Below are 16,189 nucleotides of genomic sequence, written 5' to 3' on the forward strand. Positions count from 1 at the left end.
AACAACTGAGAATCGCACAACTCGTATCCGAGCCCAGTGGCTCATTGGGCGTTTCAAGCCACGGAGCCGAGCGAAGGCCTGCTCGACGAGCCGTGGCTTCATGGCGGTCTCTCCTGTCGAGCAGGTTGCGGACAGTTGCGTGGAACGACCGTCCCGTGCACCGGCGTTGACGGTGGAACGGAGCCGCTCGCCCGACCGGATGCCTCGCCCCGCCGCGACGAGTTCGAACACGTCGGGTGTCACGGAGCCTCCAGGCTCGTAGGGGTGGAGACGCCCGGAGCGCCGCCCCCGGCCGGGAAGGTCGGTACGGTGCTCCGTGGCGTCAGGGGTGCTGCTCGGTGGTGGTGTTGCCGGCCACGACAACCTGGTAGCTGCTCAGGTCCATGCGGCGTCCGTGCCCCGGGCGCGCTGGGCCGCGGCGAATTCGTCGGCGGGCCGGCTGCCGCAGGGGTGGTCGGCGGGGAACCGCTCCAGGACGGTGCGTGGGGTGGCGGTGGTCGTCATCGGGGGTGACCTCCGTTCTCGCAGGCGTCGCAGATCATTCGTCGACCCCGCCGGGCCGGCCCTGCGCCTCCCCGCCATCAGCTCCGCTCCTTTGTCACTCGTGACCGGCAACCGGGCCGGACATCGGGCCCGCCCGGCGGCCAGGAGCACTGTTTGGGCGGGCGGGTCTTGCGGCGATCCGGTTCAGCTTGGCGCGGGCCCACTCGGAAGCCATCGGCAGGAATCGGGCCACCATTGCGCAACTAAAGGTTGCATACACTTGAAGAAGTCGGCTAGGTTGATGCGCAACCAAACGTTGCAGAAGGTGGCGGGCATGGAACTTGGAACGATCGAGCGGGAGATCTACATCGACGCCTCACCCGAGGTCGTCTTCGACGTGGTGAGCAGTCCCGAGCACCTACGCGAGTGGTGGCCGGACGAGGCGGAGTTCCCGGCCGTGCCCGGGGGAGCGGGGCGGATCGGCTTCGGGGACTTCTCGCAGGGCGGTACCTGGGTGCAGTTCGCGGTCGTCGACGCCGTGCCGCCGCGGCGCTTCTCCTTCCGGTGGACCCACGACGAGGGGGAGTCGGCCGCCCCGGGCAACTCGAACCTGGTCGTCTTCGAACTCAAGCCCGCCGGGACAGGGACGCTCCTGCGGATGACCGAGAACGGCTTCCGGGAGCGCGGCTGGGACGAGGCGAAGGCCGCCGCCAAGTACGCCGAGCACGTCACCGGCTGGGACTTCTACCTGCCGCGGCTGCCGGCGTACGCCGCGAAGGTCGGAGCGGGTGCATAAGCGTGATGGTGGACGACGACCTCTGGTCGGCGGTCGGTGACCCGACCCGGCGCCGGATGCTCGACCTGTTGCTGAGCGAGGGCAGCGGGACGGCGACCAGCCTGAGCGAGCACCTGCCGGTGACCCGTCAGGCGGTGGCGAAGCACCTCGTCGTCCTCGACCGGGTCGGCCTGGTGCACGCCACCACAGCCGGCCGCGAGAAGCAGTTCCGCGTCGATCAGGCCCAGCTCGCCCGCGCCGTCGCCCAACTTGCCGACGTCGGAGCTGCCTGGGGCTCCCGTCTCCAGCGCATCAAGCGCATCGCCGAGACGATCCAGCGCGGCAAGGACACGAACAACGAGACCGAGAAGAAGCAGTAGAGAGGAACACGGAGATGGCAGACATCCTTCACCGCATCGGAGTCGAGCAGTCCTCGCCGGAGCAGGTGTACGACGCGCTCACCACCCTGGACGGCTTGTCCGGCTGGTGGACCGAGAAGACGTCGGGGGAGACCGACCTCGGCGGCGTGATCGACTTCCGTTTCGGGCCGGGCGGGTTCGAGATGAAGGTCGCCGAGCTCGATCCGGGCCGGCTCGTCCGGTGGGACGTCGTGGACGGACCGCAGGAGTGGATCGGCACCAGCGTGCAGTGGGACATCCGTCAGGACGGCGACTACACGATCGTGTTGTTCAAGCACGAGGGCTGGCGTGAGCCGGTCGAGTTCATGCACCACTGCAGCACCAAGTGGGGCACCTTCCTGATGAGTCTCAAGCAGCTCCTTGAGACCGGGGAAGGTGCCCCCGAGCCGCGCGACGTGAAGATCAGCGACTGGCACTGACCCGGCAACGCTCGCCGAGCCAGCCGTTCGCGCGGGCTTCGCGGATGCGCGTGGGTGGAAGCCGTTGAGGTCGAGTAGCGGGCGGCAGCCGCGTCGAGGTGTTGGCCGGCATGCCCGGCACGCCCATTCCGCCGGAGGAGATCGCCCTGCCGCTCATCAGGGTGGAGGGGCGGCTTGATCCGCGGCTTCTGGTTTCCACACAGGAGCCCTGCGGCGAAGGGTTCCCGTTGGGGAGCCCGATAAGAGGGTTGTCTTACGTGTTGTGAGTGAGGTTTTCTCAACGAAATGATCTCGTGAGGTGACTCGGCCCAGGGGATCCCGCGAGCCGCGATGAGTCCTGCGGCGTCCGGCGGTCGTACTGTCGGACCCGTTACCGAGGAGGACTTCTGATGCGCAGCGTGACCTATTCGATGGGCGTCTCACTTGACGGCTACATCGTCGGGCCGGACGGCGACTTCGACTGGACGGCGCCCGACGAGGATGTCTTTCGCTCCTGGATCGACGAGATTCGACAGGTCGGCGTGCACCTGTTGGGACGACGGCTGTACGAGACGATGCTGTACTGGGAGACCGTCGACCAGGATCCATCGCTCGACGACGCCATGCTCGAGTGGGCCGCGATCTGGAAGCCGCTCCCCAAGGTGGTGTTCTCCACCACGCTGTCGGCCGTGCAGGGCAATGCCCGCCTGGCCTCCGGCGGCCTGGCGGAGGAGATCGAGCGGTTGCGAGCCGAGCCGGGGGAGGGCGACATCGCGATCGGCGGCGCGACTCTCGCCGCCGAGGCGGCCGCGTTGGGCCTGATCGACGAGTACCGGGCCAGGGTCTACCCGGTGCTGGTTGGCGGTGGCATCCCGTTCTTTCCCCAGCGCGAGCGCCGGGTGGATCTCGAACTCGTCGAGACCCGCACCTTCAGCTCCAGATTCGTCTACCTCCGCTACCGCGTGGCGCGTTAGCCGGCCGCCGAGCCCTAGGAAGAACGGGCCAGTCAGTGACGTCTTCTCAGTGAAGATCACGTCCAGTGTCTGTTGAGGACGAGGGCGGCGCGGGTGATGTCGCCGATTCGGCTTGGGCTGAGGGTGACATGTTGCAGGGTGCGCCAGCGTTGTTTGAGTTCGGCGGCGGTGCGTTCGCCCAGGGAGCGGACGTTTTTGATCAGGGCGTTCGTTGCGCGGGTGTCGGCGTGCAAGGCCTGCTCGGACTGGCCCTTGGGACGGCGGACGGGGACCCGGATACCGATGCCCGCACCGATATGGCCCTTGTCCGCCGAAGTCGGCATTCCCTCGGCGGCTGCCTTGTACAGCGCGGGTAGCGCGTGGCGGCGGGCGGCGGTGATATCGGGGGTGGAACCGGGCTCGACGTCGGAGACCCACAACGGGGTGCCGTCCGGGGCGGACAGGAACTGCACGTTGCCGCCGAACGCCTTGTGCTGAGAAAACCTCAGTGAACCACGATCCCCAATGCGAGCGAACTTGGGAAAAATGGGCGTCAGGAGGCGTCAGGAGGCGTCTTGATCGCGTAAAGGGCGAGTTCTCGGGAGGTTACCGGCGGTTCGCCGGATGGTGACCGCACCGCTGTGGGCTCCGTGGCGCGCGGGGGATTAGGTTGGCCGAGAAAAGCCTTCGGGCAGCCGGACTCGCGATGGGGGCGAGCATGACCATGCTAAAAGGCGCCAATGTTCCGGTGGCGGCTCACGCCGTGCGGGTCGAATTGGGGTGGCACACCTCCTCGGGCTCGCCGGACGTGGATGGCTCGGCGCTCCTTCTCGTGTCGGGAAGGGTGCGCGGCGACGCCGACCTCGTTTTTTACAACCAGCCCTCCCACGCATCCGGTGCGGTACGCCACGAGGGCAAGCGAACCGCCGGTGACGCGGTGACGGACAGCCTCGCCGTCGACCTGGCGCGCGTCGAACCGGCCATCGACCGCGTGGTCCTGGCCGCCTCTGCGGACGGGGGCACCTTCGGGCAGGTGACGGGGCTGTACGTACGGATCACGGACGCGGCGGACGGCTCGGAGATCGCCCGCTTCGACAGTGCGGACGCGACGGTCGAGACCGCGTTCATTCTCGGCGAGCTCTACCGGCGCCAGGGCGCCTGGAAATTCCGCGCCGTCGGCCAGGGGTACGACACCGGTCTCGAAGGTCTCGCGACGGACTTCGGTATTTCCGTCGACGAACCACAGCGGCCCCAGCCGTATCACCAACCCCCGTCGCCTCAACAGCCGCAGCACGGAACGCGGGTTGACCACCTGTCACCGCCCGCACCGCTGTTTCCGCCCGCACCTTTGGCATCACCTCCGGCCCCTTCCGTGCCTCCCGCCGCCCCGCCCGTCCGGCTCTCCAAAGTGACTCTCACCAAGGACGCGCCGTCGGTCTCCCTCGCCAAACAGGGCGGCACTTCGGGAGCCCTCCGGGTCAATCTCAACTGGGAAGTGCGCAAACAGTTCAAGGGCTGGGGAAGCAAACTCGGCAGAGCGGTCGCCAACCACGCGGACCTCGATCTTGATCTCTGTGCCCTCTACGAACTCACCGACGGCCGCAAGGGAGTCGTGCAGGCACTCGGAAACGCGTTCGGCGCGCTTCGGCAGCCCCCCTATATCCATCTCGACGGCGACGACCGCACCGGCGCCTTGGCCACCGGTGAGAACCTCACCGTCAACCTCGACCAGAAGGACAAGCTCCGCCGCGTCCTGATCTTCGTCACCATCTACGAAGGCGCCCGGAGTTTCGCCGATCTCCATGCCACCGTCACCCTCCAGCCCCAGCACGGCGCCCCGATCGACTTCTCGCTCGACGAATGCACCGTCCCGTCCACCGTCTGCGCGCTCGCGCTCCTCACCAACAACGGGGGAGACCTCACGGTGCAGCGCGAGGCCCGCTATCTCGTGCCCGAGCGAGGAGTGAGCCCGCAGCGCACCATCGACTACGCCTACGGGTGGGGCATGAACTGGACACCCGGCCGTAAATGACCCCCCGGGGGTCCGGCCGTCCCTGCGGTCATCGGCCCCCGCCGGCTCCGCTCACCGGTCCGGCGCGGCCTCGGGACGGGCGTACGTACGTCCCTTCCAGGCCGCGCCCCGCCCCCGGTGGTGCTGCACCGCCGAATCGACCGTCATCAGCAGATACAGCACAGCGGTGAACGGCAGCAGCGGCGCCAGCCACAGTGACTGCCGGTAGTAACCGAGCATCGGCATGTACGTCCCGGCCATCACCGCCCACGCCAGCCCGCCCGCCCACGCCGTCACCGGAGCACCGCCCAGCAGCCCCGCGACGAGCGTGACCGGCGGCGCGAGATAGACCAGCGCGAGCCCCAGCACCGTCCCGAGGAGCAGCGGCGCACTGTGCCGCAACTGGGCGTACGCGCTCCGCGACACCATCCGCCACAGATCCGCCAGGCGCGGATACGGCCGCACGCTGTCTACCCGCTCCGCGAGCCCCAGCCAGACCCGCCCGCCGCTGCGCTGCACCGCCCGCGCCAGCGAGACGTCGTCGATCACCGCCTGCCGGATCGACTCCGGCACCCGCGCCCGCTCCGCCGCCCCGGTCCGCAGCAGCACACATCCGCCCGCCGCCGCGGCCGTCCGCGCCCCCGTCCGGTTCACCCACCGGAACGGATAGAGCTGCGAGAAGAAATAGACGAAGGCCGGCACGACCAGCCGCTCCCAGCCGCTCGACACCCGCAGCCGGGCCATCTGGGAGACCAGGTCGAACCCGCCCGGCACGGCGGCGGCGACCAGCTCGCGCAGGCTGTCCGGTTCATGCGCGATGTCGGCGTCCGTCAGCAGCAGATACTCCGGCTCCCGGGCCCGGGCCAGCGAGATCCCGTACCGCACGGCCCAGAGCTTGCCCGTCCAGCCCGGCTCCGGCTCACCGGGCGACGCCACCGTCACCGGCAGGCCCCCGTACCGTACGGACAGGGCACGGGCGACGTCCCCGGTGCCGTCCGCGCTGCCGTCGTCCACGAGGAAGATCTCCGCGACCCCTGGGTAGTCCTGCGCCATCAGCGACGGCAGACTCACCGGCAGCATGTCGGCCTCGTCGCGCGCGGGCACGACGATCGCCACGGAAGGCCAGTGATCCGGTGCCTCCCGGCGTGGCAGCCGCTGGTCGGTCCGCCAGAAGAACCCCTGTCCCAGCAGCAGCCACACCCATGCGGCCAGCGAACCCACGGCGATCCAGGCAACGGCACTCATTTGCCGCAGTCTGCCCCACTGTGACGGAACCGCAAGGGCGGTCGACTAAGGTGACCGGGTGAAGATCGCGCTCATGGACTCCGGAATCGGCCTGCTCGCGGCCGCCGCCGCGGTACGCAGGCTCAGGCCCGACGCCGATCTGGTGCTCTCCTCGGACCCCGGCAGCATGCCCTGGGGGCCGCGTACCCCCGAGGACGTGGCCGCCCGCGCGCTGGACGTGGCCCGCGCGGCCGCCGCCCACCGGCCCGACGCACTGATCGTCGCCTGCAACACGGCCTCCGTGCACGCCCTGCCGACGCTCCGCGCCGAGCTGGAACCCGCGCTGCCGGTCATCGGCACCGTTCCCGCCATCAAGCCGTCCGTCGCCGGTGGGGGCCCCGTCGCGATCTGGGCCACGCCCGCTACCACCGGCAGCCCGTACCAGCGCGGACTCATCCGGGACTTCGCCCGCTCCGTCGCCGTCACCGAGGTCCCGTGTCCGGGTCTCGCCGACGCCGTGGAGCACGCGGACGAGCCGGCGATCGACCGGGCCATCGCCGCGGCCGCCGCGCTCACCCCGCGCGAGGTGCGGGCCGTGGTCCTGGGCTGCACCCATTACGAGCTGGTCGCCGAACGCATCCGCGCGGCCGTGCGGCAGCCCGGTCTGCCTCCCGTCGTGCTGCACGGTTCCGCCGGTGCCGTCGCCGCCCAGGCGCTGCGCCGAATCGGGGCGGCCCCCGCTCCGTCGGCGGAACCGGCCGGAGGTCTCACCGTGCTCCTCGGCGGCCGCACCGCCGACCTGCCGGAAGCCGCTCTGACGTACGCCGAGGGGCACCTGCTGGGGGCCGTCAGCACCGCACGCTGACCCGGCGCGGGGCCACCGGACCCATGCCCGGCGTGCGGGTTCTTGAGTACGCTGCTTGACATGAGGGACCACCCCCGAAAACCGAGGCGCCCCGGAGTCGGCCCGCACTCCGACGTTTGGATCGGCAGGGCCACCAACCGGACCCAGTGGGTGCTCGCCGCTGTGGGCGCCGCCTGCCTGGCGCTCGGCGTCCAGCTGGCCGTCACCTCCAACTGGACGTCCGGAATCGCCCCGCTGCTGATGTCTGTGATCGGCTGCGTCGCCGCCGGGCTGCTCATGCTGTTCGGCACCCTCGCCTTCGTGAACGTGGCCGTCAGGGTCGACGGGGACGCCCTCGAAGTGCGCTGCGGACACATGGGCCTCCCGCGCCGCCGCATTCTGCTGACCCAGGTGGTGGGCGCGGAGTTCGTACCCCAGGTCAACCCGCGCCAGTGGGGCGGCTGGGGCTACCGCTGGCGCCCCGAGCAGGGCACGGCCGTGGTGGTCCGCAGAGGCGAGGGCCTGGTGCTCCGGCTCGGTGACGGCCGGACGTTCACCATCACGGTCGACGACGCGGAGACGGGCGTACGGTTCATCCGCGAGCGCCTGCACCTGTCGACGAGCGGTGCGCCGGCCGGAGCCTGATCCACGACAGGGCCTGTGGCCTTAGGGGCCCGGGAACGGCTCGGAGCGGGGCGCGGTCCGAGGGCCGGGTGCGGTTGACCGTGCCGAGGGGGCCGTCATACGCCGCGCCGACCGCATCAGGTCCCTCAGCCGCACCGTTCGGACCAGGTCCCTGACGGCCATCGCCCGGTCCGCGCGTCCCGTCCGCACCGTCCGACCCCGCCGTGCCGTCGCCGATGGGCCGCCGGGCCGACGCGAGCCCTGCGAGAAGTCCCACCCCCGCGGTCACCGGCGTGAAGCTCAGGGCATTGCCGACGCTCGCCAGCATCGCGAGTGCGGTGAGCGCGGCGCCGGCTGTCAGGACGACGGCCGTGGTGCGGGGCGACCGCCACAGCACGTACAGCAGCCAGCCGAAGGCCGACCCCAGCAGTACCACCCCCACCACGCCTTGTTCGGCCGCCTGCTGCAACGGCGCCGAGTGCGGCTTGCCGTCGGAGTGGAGGGTCTGCTGCACGGCGGGGCTCAGTTCGGCGAACCGTCCGGGGCCGACGCCCAGCACCGGATGTTCTCCGGCCAGCTCCAGCGCGTCCTGCCAGAGCAGCACCCGGTTCGGGGTGAGCGGACCTTCCAGGGACACCATCAGGCCTTGGGGCAGCGCGTCGGCGGCGACCGCCCATGACGTTCCGACGGCAAGACCGGCGGCCAGCGCGAGCCCCGCCAGGCCGAGCAGCCGTTGCCGCATCCTGGCGGCGGCCAGCGAACAGAGCAGCACCCCGAGTGCCGCGGCGAACCCGGCCACCGAACGCAGCGCCGGCGCGGCGCACGCCGCGCCCAGCGCCAGCAGCCGCAGCGTGTACCGCAGCGGTGCCTGCCGGGCCGCCGCCGCCGCGCAGCAGGCGGCGCCCGCCGCGAGCACCAGCAGTGCGGCGGCGGCCCCGGTGTGACCGGGCGCCGTGTCCACCGTGGCCGTGGCGCCCGGCATGCCGTGGCGCGAGAGGAGCCCCATGAGGAGCGCCCCGACGGCGGCAACCGTGGCCGTCGCCACCGGCAGCAGCGTGCCGCAGATCCGGCCGCAGGCGAAGCCCGCGGCGACGGCGAGCAGGGCAAGCAGAACGCCCTCCGGACCGGTCTCCCGTCCGGCGGCACTGATCAACGACCAGATCGCGCAGGCAGCGAGGATCACGGCCCCGGCCCCGTCGGAAGCGTTCCCGCGTCCGCGTCCGCGTGCCCGGCCCTGTGCCGCTGGTGCAATCGTCACGTGCGCCCCCGACCTGTGACCGTCCCGTTCGCCATGGCCGGATCCGGCCCGTCGTCGGGGACTGGCGGACACGGTAACGGCAGTGGCCCGTATCTGTGCGGGAAAGTGGCGAAACGATCCGGCACGAAGGGTTCCGTCACCCCCGAGGGGCTGCCCGGCACACAGCCGACCACCGTAGACTCCGCCGGGTGAGCGCCACCATCACGTCAGTCGACGACCCGCAACAGCCCGCAGCCGCCCCCGCGTCAGGGGGGAGACGGCCGGTGCGGCGGCTCGTACGGCCCGCCGCCGCCGTGATCGCGGGAGTACTGCTGTACCTGAGCTTCCCGCCGCGACCCCTGTGGTGGCTGGTTCTGCCCGGTTTCGCCCTGCTCGGCTGGGTGCTGCACGAACGCAGACTGCGCGCCGGATTCGGCCTCGGCCTCCTCGCCGGGCTCGGTTTCATGCTGCCGCTGCTGTACTGGACGGGCGAGGAGGTCGGTCCGGTGCCGTGGCTGGCGCTCGCCACGGCCGAGGCGCTGTTCATCGCGGTCGGCTGCATCGGGATCGCCGCCGTCTCCCGGCTCGCCTGGTGGCCGGTGTGGGCCGCCGCGGTCTGGGCCCTCGACGAGGGAATCCGGGCCAGGGTGCCGTTCGGCGGCTTTCCCTGGGGGAAGATCGCCTTCGGCCAGGCGGACAGCGTGTTCCTGCCGCTCGCGGCCGTGGGCGGCACACCGCTGCTCTCCTTCGCGGTGGTCCTGTGCGGCTTCGGGCTCTGTGAAGCGGTACGCCAGATCCGTACCCACCGCACCATCGGCGAGGTGCCCCGGGCCGCCGTCGCCGCGGCAGCCGCGACCGTCCTGGTCCCCGTCGCCGCCGCCTTCGCCGCCCTGCCGCTCGTGGACGACTCTCCCGAGGACGGCACCGCGACCGTCGCCGCGATCCAGGGCAATGTGCCGCAGCTCGGACTCGACTTCAACGCCCAGCGCCGTGCCGTCCTCGACAACCATGCGCGCCGCACGGAACAGCTGGCCCAGGACGTGAAGGCGGGCAAGGTTCCCCAGCCCGACTTCGTCCTGTGGCCGGAGAACTCCTCCGACCTCGACCCCTACCGGAACGCCGACGCCCGGATCGTGATCGACGACGCGGTGAAGGCGATCGGCGTACCCACCGTGATCGGGGCGGTGGTCGAGCCCGACACCGGCAAGCTGCGCAACACCCTCATCCAGTGGGATCCGAAGAAGGGGTCGGTCAGTACCTACGACAAGCGCCACATCCAGCCGTTCGGCGAATACATTCCGATGCGCTCCTTCGTACGCCTCTTCAGCTCCGACGTGGACCGTGTGCAGCGGGACTTCGGCCCCGGAAAGAAGGTCGGCGTCTTCGATCTGGCGGGTACGCACGTGGGGCTCGTGACCTGTTACGAGGCGGCGTTCGACGACGCCGTACGGGACACGGTCGAGCACGGCAGCCAACTGATTGCCGTACCCAGCAACAACGCCACCTTCGGACGCAGTGAGATGACCTATCAGCAGCTGGCCATGTCCAGGGTGCGGGCGGTCGAGCACAGCAGGTCCGTCGTCGTCCCCGTCACCAGCGGGGTCAGCGCCGTCATCCGCCCGGACGGGACCATCGTCCGGAAGTCGAAGCTGTTCACCCCGGACGCGCTCGTGGACAAGGTGCCGCTGAGGTCCTCGCTCACACCCGCGACCCGGATGGGCACGCTCCCCGAGGGAGTCCTTGCCCTGCTCGCCGTGGTGGGTCTCGGCTGGGTCACCGCCCGTTCGGTACGGGTCCGGCGCAGCCGCTGATCGACCCGCGCGCCACGTAGGGTCGGACCCATGGCTACTCCTGATTTCATCCGCGAGATCCGCGCCACCGCGGGCCAGCAGCTGCTGCTGCTGCCGGGCGTCACCGCCGTGGTCTTCGACGACGAGGGCCGCGTGCTCCTCGGACGGCGTTCCGACACCGGCAAGTGGTCGGTCATCGGCGGCATCTGCGAGCCGGGTGAGCAGCCGGCGGCGACGGCGGAGCGCGAGGTGTACGAAGAGACCGCCGTGCGCTGTGTGGCGGAGCGGGTGGTCCTCACCCAGGCCCTGGCACCGGTGCAGTACGCCAACGGCGACCGCTGCCAGTATCTGGACGTCACCTTCCGCTGCCGGGCGACCGGCGGCGAGGCCCGCGTCAACGACGACGAGTCGCTGGAGGTGGACTGGTTCCCGGTGGACGCGCTGCCGCCGTTGAACGAGTTCTCGCTCTTCAGGATCAAGCAGTCCCTGACCGACGAACCCACCTGGTTCGAACCCACCGTCCAGCAGTGACAAACCACTGTGCGCCGGACGGGTCCCGGTACCCCCGGCCCCGTCCGGCGCACACGACTCAGACCGTACGGGCGTCGGTCGCCACCACCGCGGGTGCGGCCGGCTCCGCGCCGGTCCCTTCGATGTCCGCGAGATCCCGGTCCCTGGTCTCCCTGGCGCAGACGACAGCCACCACGGTGATGAGCGCCGCTGCGATGACGTACAGCGAGATGGGCGCGGAGCTGCCGAAGTCCGCGAGCAGCGCGGTGGCGATCAGCGGCGCCGGAGCACCGGCCGCGACCGACGAGAACTGCGCCCCGATCGACGCGCCCGAGTACCGCATCCGGGTCGCGAACATCTCCGAGAAGAAGGCCGCCTGAGGTGCGTACATCGCTCCGTGGAAGATGAGCCCGACCGTGACGGCGAGCAGCAGACTTCCGAAGCTCCGGGTGTCGATCAGCGCGAAGAACGGGAACATCCACAGCCCGACGCCGATCGCACCGACCAGATAGACGGGCCTGCGCCCGACCCGGTCCGACAGCGCGCCCCACATCGGAATGACCGCGAAGTGGACGGCCGAGGCGATGAGCACCGCGTTGAGGGCCGTCTGCTTGTCCAGGTCCGCCGCCGTGGTCGCGTAGACGAGGATGAACGCCGTGATGACGTAGTAGCTGATGTTCTCCGCCATCCGGGCGCCCATGGCGATCAGCACATCGCGCCAGTGGTGCCGCAGCACGGCGACGAGCGGCATCTTCTCGGCGACCGCGGCGGCCGCCTTGCGCTCCTCGGCCTGCGCCAGAGCTGCCTTGAACACCGGCGATTCATCGACAGAGAGACGAATCCACAAGCCGATGATCACCAGGACTCCGGAGAGCAGGAACGGTATGCGCCAGCCCCATGCCCCGAAGGCCGAGTCCGACATCAGCGCGGTGAGCGCGGAGAGCACCCCGGTGGCGAGCAACTGCCCGGCCGGCGCCCCCGTCTGCGGCCAGGAGGCCCAGAACCCGCGCCGCTTGGCGTCCCCGTGCTCCGACACGAGCAGCACGGCCCCACCCCACTCACCACCGAGGGCGAAGCCCTGCACCAGACGCAGGACGGTGAGCAGCACGGGGGCGGCGGCCCCGACCGTGGCATGGGTCGGCAACAGCCCGATGGCGAACGTCGCTCCGCCCATCATCAGCAGACTGAGCACCAGCAGCTTCTTGCGGCCGAGCCGGTCGCCGTAGTGCCCGAACACCAGAGCACCGAGCGGCCGGGCGGCGAAGCCGACCGCGTAGGTGAGGAAGGAGAGCAGAGTGCCGACGAGCGGTTCGGACTCGGGGAAGAACAGCTTGTTGAAGACCAGCGCGGCAGCTGACCCGTACAGGAAGAAGTCGTACCACTCGATCGTGGTCCCGATGAGACTTGCGGCGACGATGCGTTTGAGAGAGCGGGTGGTCGGCGGGGCGGATGCCGAGGCAGCCATGAACACCACTTCCGGACGTTGGCGGGGACGGTTTCGTGTCGCCACACCGTAGGAAGGGGCAGGTCAGGGGCGTATGTGGTGGGAGACCATAGTTCGGGAGGCTGCTGTGCGCGCGGGCACCATGAGGCGGCGGCCCGGGCTCCGTTGACGCTCGCTGAGCGGGCTACGGGTACCTGTCGGAGTTGCGCCGCTCAGCATGATTTGTAGGCCCGGTGCTGATTCCCGCGCTGGTTTGGTGTTGACCTCACACCGCATGTCAGCACCCCTGATCATCCGTCCCGTGCTGACACCCCTGATCATCCGTCCCGTGCTGACCTGGTGCTGACTACGCAGCGCTGAACTTCGGCATTCGGGGTGGATCGGGCGGCGCCGCTCCCGTCCCGGGCGGCGCCCGGCCTCAGGTGCGCTTGAAGAACTCGACCTCCCCGACCGCGATGGGCCGCCCCTCGCCCTGGCCGGACGCGACCCGCAGCACGAGCCGGACGGAGACGACATCGCTGATGCCGGTCCGGATCGTCTGCCGGCCCGGTTTGTCGGTGAGCGTCACCACTCTCTCGTGGACCTCGCCGTCCGCGTCGGTGACGATCAGATCGGCCCGGGTGGGCCTGGCCCCCTGCCGGAATTCCTCGGGCTCCGTCGACACACCGGTGTACACAACGACGCCGACCAGCCGGAACGGCTTGTCGAAGGCGCACGTCAGTGACGAGCCGAGGGTGGGTGCCGCCCAGTACTTGTTGGTCAGTCCGTCGACGGCGGCGGACGCCGGAGCAGGCCGAGGCGGTGCAAACACAGCTGGACCCCGAGGCGGTCTTCCGGGACCTGGTGACCGAAGTCGACCGCATGATGAGCGAGGGGAAGAACCCGGACCTCGACATCCGCATGCCGGCCGGTGAGGCCCAGAAGGCGGCCCAGGCCGTCCCCGCGGAACAGTTCCACGCGATGATGGGCGACTTCGTCCAGAAGTTGGGGGCGCTGCGCGAGGACCAGGCACTCCCTGAGGAGACGCGTGCCGTAATCGAGGAACTGATGGCCGTGGTGCCCCTGGTGACCGTGATGCAGTACCCGCAGGGCGGCATGCCGGGCATGAAGCTCAGCGGGGCCACCGACGGCGGCGGCCCGGCGTTCACGTTCAACGTCGACACCCAGGCCAGGGGTGGCACCTCCTTCCTGCTGGGGCACATCGCCCATGAGCTGACCCATGTCGCGGCCCACCAGGCGTTCGGCAGCAGCCCGGTGATGGAGCTGGTGCAGTCCGGGGCGACCGATGAGGAGGTCGCGGCGCTGGCGGCCGAGCGCAAGCAGGCGCTCAGCGATCTGAAGTCGGCGCTGGCCGGAAACCCCGAGTTCGACGAATTCCAGCGAGGGATGCTGGAGGAAAAGCTGGTCTACGGCGCTCAGCCGCACAAGCTGGAGCGGTACGCGGAAGCCTTCGCGAATTTGGCCGAAGGGAAGCCGGGCAAGATCACCCCCGCGCAGAAGGACCGCCTGGTCGGCTGGGGCAAGGCGGCCGGAGACGCGTCCGGCACGCTGGTCGAGTACGACACCGTGCTCAACCAGATGCTGATCTATCTGCACATGTGGCAGATCAGCCAGGACAACCCCTTCTACGTGCGGCTGCGTGCGGTGGCACAGGCGGCGTACGACCGCCGGAGCCGCGCCTTCCAGCCCACGGACCAGCCGACGGATCAGTCGTCGTAGCCCGCTTCGCGGGTCACGATTTCATACGTCCACCTCGTCCGTGTCCACGGTCGAGGTGGAAGCCCCGTCTGAAGCTTCCCCTGAACCTTGGACACCTGGAGACTGGGACATGAGGCTCCAGAGGACGTAGTACCAGGCGGGAAGCAAGCACACGAAACGGTACTCGCAGGAGTACAAGCGAGACGCCATCGCGCTCGCCAGCTCCTCCGGGGAGACCGTCACGGAGGTCGCCCGGGAACTCGGGTCAGCTCGGAGAATCTGCGCAACTGGCCCCGTTACGTGAACGTGAACGACTCCGTCAACGCGGAGGTGAACGGCTCCGGGCACCAGGAGCTGGCGCCAAGGACGAACTGACCCCAGCCGACCGAGTCCTGGCCACCGTGCTCTGCGCAAAATCGGCGCCCGAGACCTGCTGGCTCAGCTTTTCGGCGTCAACGGCACCACCCTCACCAGGGCAGCCCATCGGGTCCCACCGCTTCTGACTGAACGAGGCCACACCGTCCCACCCTCGCGGGTGGTCGGCGGGGCGGATGCCTCGGCCGCCATGAACACCGCTTCCGGACAGTTGGCGGGGGCGGGTTCGTGTCGCCACACCGTAGGAGCGCTGGTCACCGTCACCTGTGGCGGGACGCCATAGTTCTTGGCGCGGGTGTGCGCGCGGCCACCAGGAAGGCGGCGGCAGGAGCATGACGAAAGCCTCGACGAAGGTGATCAGGGACGCGTCACTCAGAGGGCCGGACGGTACGGGCTCCAGCCCGGCATGAACGGCTGCAAATCCTCGGCGCGGGGTTCCAGGCATGGCACGGCCTTCGGGTGGCAGGACGGCGCGGCCGGGTTGCTGTCGTGGCCGAGATCTTGCGGCACCTGGTGAACACGCAGGCCCGGAGAGGTCTACGCGCGTCGGACCGGTGGCCTGATTGTCGATCGATTGCAACGGAGAAGTGGCGGAAAACAGCACCTCGCGGGGACATAATCGCCAGGTGCGCGAGGAGCGGCTGCTGGGGAGCCGTCGCGCCGGGCAGTCGGTCGATGGATGGACGGGGGCGCCGCATGAACACGGGATCGGTCAGGGTCGCGGTCGTGGCACGGGGCGAGGTGGCACGCGGTGGGCTGGCAGCCATGCTGGGGCAGACCGGCCATGTGAAGCAGACTGCAGTCTTCCGGCCCGAGGAGTTCACGGCGCCGTCACCGGAGGACGCCATCCAATTGCTCATCCTCTCCTGCGACGTGCTGATGCTGTGGTGTGTGAACGGCTTCGGGCAGGGTGAGGACGCGTGGGCGGCCGAACTGGCGGCGGTCGTCCGCAGGAACGGGATACACGTGGTGCTGGTGCTGCCCGGAAACGAGGTGACGCGGATCGCGTCAGGCGGGGCCGTGCCCTGTGAAGGCGTCCTGGACCAGGACGCCTTGACCACCGAGGGACTGGGCGACGCGCTGTGCAGGCTCGCCAACGGTGAGCGGCTGCTGCCGGAGCCGACCGGGCGGACACAGCCGCGCCGGGCCGGCGGCCGGGACGCCGTGCCGCAGAAAAGATCGCCGATCGGGTTGCTCGCCGAGCGCGAGACAAAGGTGCTGGAGCTACTTGTCGACGGGCTGAGCAACCGGCAGATCGGAGAGGCCCTCGGGGTGTCCGAGCACGCCGCCAAGCGCACCGTCGCGATCGTGCTGTCCAAGCTGAACTGCCCCAACCGAACCCAGGCCGTCGCGGTCGCCCTGCGCGAGGGGCTGGTGGGCACGGGCGAGGCGCTGTACACGTAG

General features: G+C 70.0%; 17 protein-coding genes and 1 pseudogene. 12 read left to right on the forward strand and 6 right to left on the reverse strand.

Annotated elements, in window-relative coordinates; genetic code table 11:
- Window positions 1–375 precede the first annotated feature (375 nt).
- A complete protein-coding gene (locus ACFVV1_RS38545; protein WP_389999648.1) occupies window positions 376–504 on the reverse strand; it encodes a hypothetical protein in 129 nt (42 codons plus the stop codon).
- Between the two features lie 313 nt (window positions 505–817).
- On the opposite strand from ACFVV1_RS38545, the gene ACFVV1_RS38550 reads away from it, so the two are divergent.
- From ACFVV1_RS38550 to ACFVV1_RS38565, 4 genes are all read left to right on the forward strand, one after another.
- A complete protein-coding gene (locus ACFVV1_RS38550) occupies window positions 818–1,279 on the forward strand; it encodes an SRPBCC domain-containing protein (protein WP_389999651.1) in 462 nt (153 codons plus the stop codon).
- A 5-nt stretch (window positions 1,280–1,284) separates the two neighbouring features.
- Window positions 1,285–1,638: a winged helix-turn-helix domain-containing protein gene (locus tag ACFVV1_RS38555; RefSeq protein ID WP_327271338.1), complete on the forward strand. Its 354-nt coding sequence runs from the start codon at window positions 1,285–1,287 to the stop codon at window positions 1,636–1,638.
- Between the two features lie 14 nt (window positions 1,639–1,652).
- On the forward strand, window positions 1,653–2,096 hold the full coding sequence (locus ACFVV1_RS38560) for an SRPBCC domain-containing protein (RefSeq protein WP_389999654.1): 444 nt from the start codon (window positions 1,653–1,655) through the stop codon (window positions 2,094–2,096).
- Between the two features lie 389 nt (window positions 2,097–2,485).
- Window positions 2,486–3,049, forward strand: a complete 564-nt coding sequence (locus tag ACFVV1_RS38565; protein WP_389999656.1) for a dihydrofolate reductase family protein — start codon at window positions 2,486–2,488, stop codon at window positions 3,047–3,049.
- A gap of 56 nt (window positions 3,050–3,105) precedes the next feature.
- On the opposite strand, the gene ACFVV1_RS38570 is transcribed toward ACFVV1_RS38565, so the two are convergent.
- On the reverse strand, window positions 3,106–3,585 hold the full coding sequence (locus ACFVV1_RS38570) for a transposase family protein (RefSeq protein ID WP_389999711.1): 480 nt from the start codon (window positions 3,583–3,585) through the stop codon (window positions 3,106–3,108).
- A 149-nt stretch (window positions 3,586–3,734) separates the two neighbouring features.
- Here ACFVV1_RS38570 and ACFVV1_RS38575 point away from each other — a divergent pair, with 149 nt between their 5' ends.
- Entirely contained in the window at window positions 3,735–5,060 is a 1,326-nt protein-coding gene (locus tag ACFVV1_RS38575) for a TerD family protein (RefSeq protein WP_389999714.1), read from the forward strand.
- A 51-nt stretch (window positions 5,061–5,111) separates the two neighbouring features.
- Here ACFVV1_RS38575 and ACFVV1_RS38580 read toward each other — a convergent pair whose 3' ends face one another.
- Window positions 5,112–6,284: a glycosyltransferase gene (locus ACFVV1_RS38580; protein ID WP_389999659.1), complete on the reverse strand. Its 1,173-nt coding sequence runs from the start codon at window positions 6,282–6,284 to the stop codon at window positions 5,112–5,114.
- 58 nt (window positions 6,285–6,342) lie between these two features.
- Here ACFVV1_RS38580 and ACFVV1_RS38585 point away from each other — a divergent pair, with 58 nt between their 5' ends.
- Together ACFVV1_RS38585 and ACFVV1_RS38590 are read left to right on the forward strand one after the other, a co-directional pair.
- The gene (locus ACFVV1_RS38585) at window positions 6,343–7,128 is read left to right on the forward strand and encodes a glutamate racemase (RefSeq protein ID WP_389999662.1); all 786 of its coding nucleotides are present in this window, start codon (window positions 6,343–6,345) and stop codon (window positions 7,126–7,128) included.
- A gap of 60 nt (window positions 7,129–7,188) precedes the next feature.
- Window positions 7,189–7,752 carry a hypothetical protein gene (locus ACFVV1_RS38590; RefSeq protein WP_389999665.1) on the forward strand — a complete coding sequence of 188 codons (564 nt, stop codon included), beginning with the start codon at window positions 7,189–7,191 and terminating at the stop codon, window positions 7,750–7,752.
- Here the strand turns inward: ACFVV1_RS38590 and ACFVV1_RS38595 are convergent.
- A complete protein-coding gene (locus tag ACFVV1_RS38595) occupies window positions 7,700–8,989 on the reverse strand; it encodes an O-antigen ligase family protein (RefSeq protein ID WP_389999667.1) in 1,290 nt (429 codons plus the stop codon). The two genes, ACFVV1_RS38590 and ACFVV1_RS38595, sit on opposite strands and share 53 nt — an antisense overlap.
- A gap of 188 nt (window positions 8,990–9,177) precedes the next feature.
- Between ACFVV1_RS38595 and lnt the strand changes: the two genes are divergently transcribed.
- Entirely contained in the window at window positions 9,178–10,779 is a 1,602-nt protein-coding gene (gene lnt / locus ACFVV1_RS38600) for an apolipoprotein N-acyltransferase (RefSeq protein WP_389999670.1), read from the forward strand.
- 30 nt (window positions 10,780–10,809) lie between these two features.
- Entirely contained in the window at window positions 10,810–11,289 is a 480-nt protein-coding gene (locus ACFVV1_RS38605) for an NUDIX domain-containing protein (protein WP_389999672.1), read from the forward strand.
- Window positions 11,290–11,347: 58 nt separating this feature from the next.
- Here ACFVV1_RS38605 and ACFVV1_RS38610 read toward each other — a convergent pair whose 3' ends face one another.
- Both ACFVV1_RS38610 and ACFVV1_RS38615 read right to left on the reverse strand, forming a co-directional pair.
- Window positions 11,348–12,733 (reverse strand): MFS transporter, encoded by a 1,386-nt coding sequence (locus ACFVV1_RS38610; RefSeq protein WP_389999675.1) that lies wholly within the window; start codon window positions 12,731–12,733, stop codon window positions 11,348–11,350.
- Window positions 12,734–13,130: 397 nt separating this feature from the next.
- On the reverse strand, window positions 13,131–13,523 hold the full coding sequence (locus ACFVV1_RS38615; protein WP_389999677.1) for an NADase-type glycan-binding domain-containing protein: 393 nt from the start codon (window positions 13,521–13,523) through the stop codon (window positions 13,131–13,133).
- On the opposite strand from ACFVV1_RS38615, the gene ACFVV1_RS38620 reads away from it, so the two are divergent.
- The 3 genes and pseudogenes from ACFVV1_RS38620 to ACFVV1_RS38630 all read left to right on the forward strand — a co-directional run bounded on the left by ACFVV1_RS38620 (window position 13,514) and on the right by ACFVV1_RS38630 (window position 16,189).
- Entirely contained in the window at window positions 13,514–14,431 is a 918-nt protein-coding gene (locus ACFVV1_RS38620) for a hypothetical protein (RefSeq protein ID WP_389999680.1), read from the forward strand. The genes ACFVV1_RS38615 and ACFVV1_RS38620 overlap by 10 nt on opposite strands.
- Before the next feature lie 160 nt (window positions 14,432–14,591).
- A pseudogene (locus ACFVV1_RS38625) lies at window positions 14,592–14,714 on the forward strand (hypothetical protein); the annotation flags it as partial.
- A 767-nt stretch (window positions 14,715–15,481) separates the two neighbouring features.
- The gene (locus ACFVV1_RS38630; RefSeq protein ID WP_389999683.1) at window positions 15,482–16,189 is read left to right on the forward strand and encodes a response regulator transcription factor; all 708 of its coding nucleotides are present in this window, start codon (window positions 15,482–15,484) and stop codon (window positions 16,187–16,189) included.

Origin of the sequence: Streptomyces sp. NPDC058092 (genome assembly GCF_042884935.1) — a bacterium.
Lineage (GTDB): Bacteria > Actinomycetota > Actinomycetes > Streptomycetales > Streptomycetaceae > Streptomyces.

Coding starts and splice junctions, on each gene's coding strand:
- ACFVV1_RS38545 (WP_389999648.1), bottom strand. CDS start 504: ATGACGACCACCGCCACCCCACGCACCGTCCTGGAGCGGTTCCCCGCC.
- ACFVV1_RS38550 (WP_389999651.1), top strand. CDS start 818: ATGGAACTTGGAACGATCGAGCGGGAGATCTACATCGACGCCTCACCC.
- ACFVV1_RS38555 (WP_327271338.1), top strand. CDS start 1,285: ATGGTGGACGACGACCTCTGGTCGGCGGTCGGTGACCCGACCCGGCGC.
- ACFVV1_RS38560 (WP_389999654.1), top strand. CDS start 1,653: ATGGCAGACATCCTTCACCGCATCGGAGTCGAGCAGTCCTCGCCGGAG.
- ACFVV1_RS38565 (WP_389999656.1), top strand. CDS start 2,486: ATGCGCAGCGTGACCTATTCGATGGGCGTCTCACTTGACGGCTACATC.
- ACFVV1_RS38575 (WP_389999714.1), top strand. CDS start 3,735: ATGGGGGCGAGCATGACCATGCTAAAAGGCGCCAATGTTCCGGTGGCG.
- ACFVV1_RS38580 (WP_389999659.1), bottom strand. CDS start 6,284: ATGAGTGCCGTTGCCTGGATCGCCGTGGGTTCGCTGGCCGCATGGGTG.
- ACFVV1_RS38590 (WP_389999665.1), top strand. CDS start 7,189: ATGAGGGACCACCCCCGAAAACCGAGGCGCCCCGGAGTCGGCCCGCAC.
- ACFVV1_RS38605 (WP_389999672.1), top strand. CDS start 10,810: ATGGCTACTCCTGATTTCATCCGCGAGATCCGCGCCACCGCGGGCCAG.
- ACFVV1_RS38610 (WP_389999675.1), bottom strand. CDS start 12,733: ATGGCTGCCTCGGCATCCGCCCCGCCGACCACCCGCTCTCTCAAACGC.
- ACFVV1_RS38630 (WP_389999683.1), top strand. CDS start 15,482: ATGAACACGGGATCGGTCAGGGTCGCGGTCGTGGCACGGGGCGAGGTG.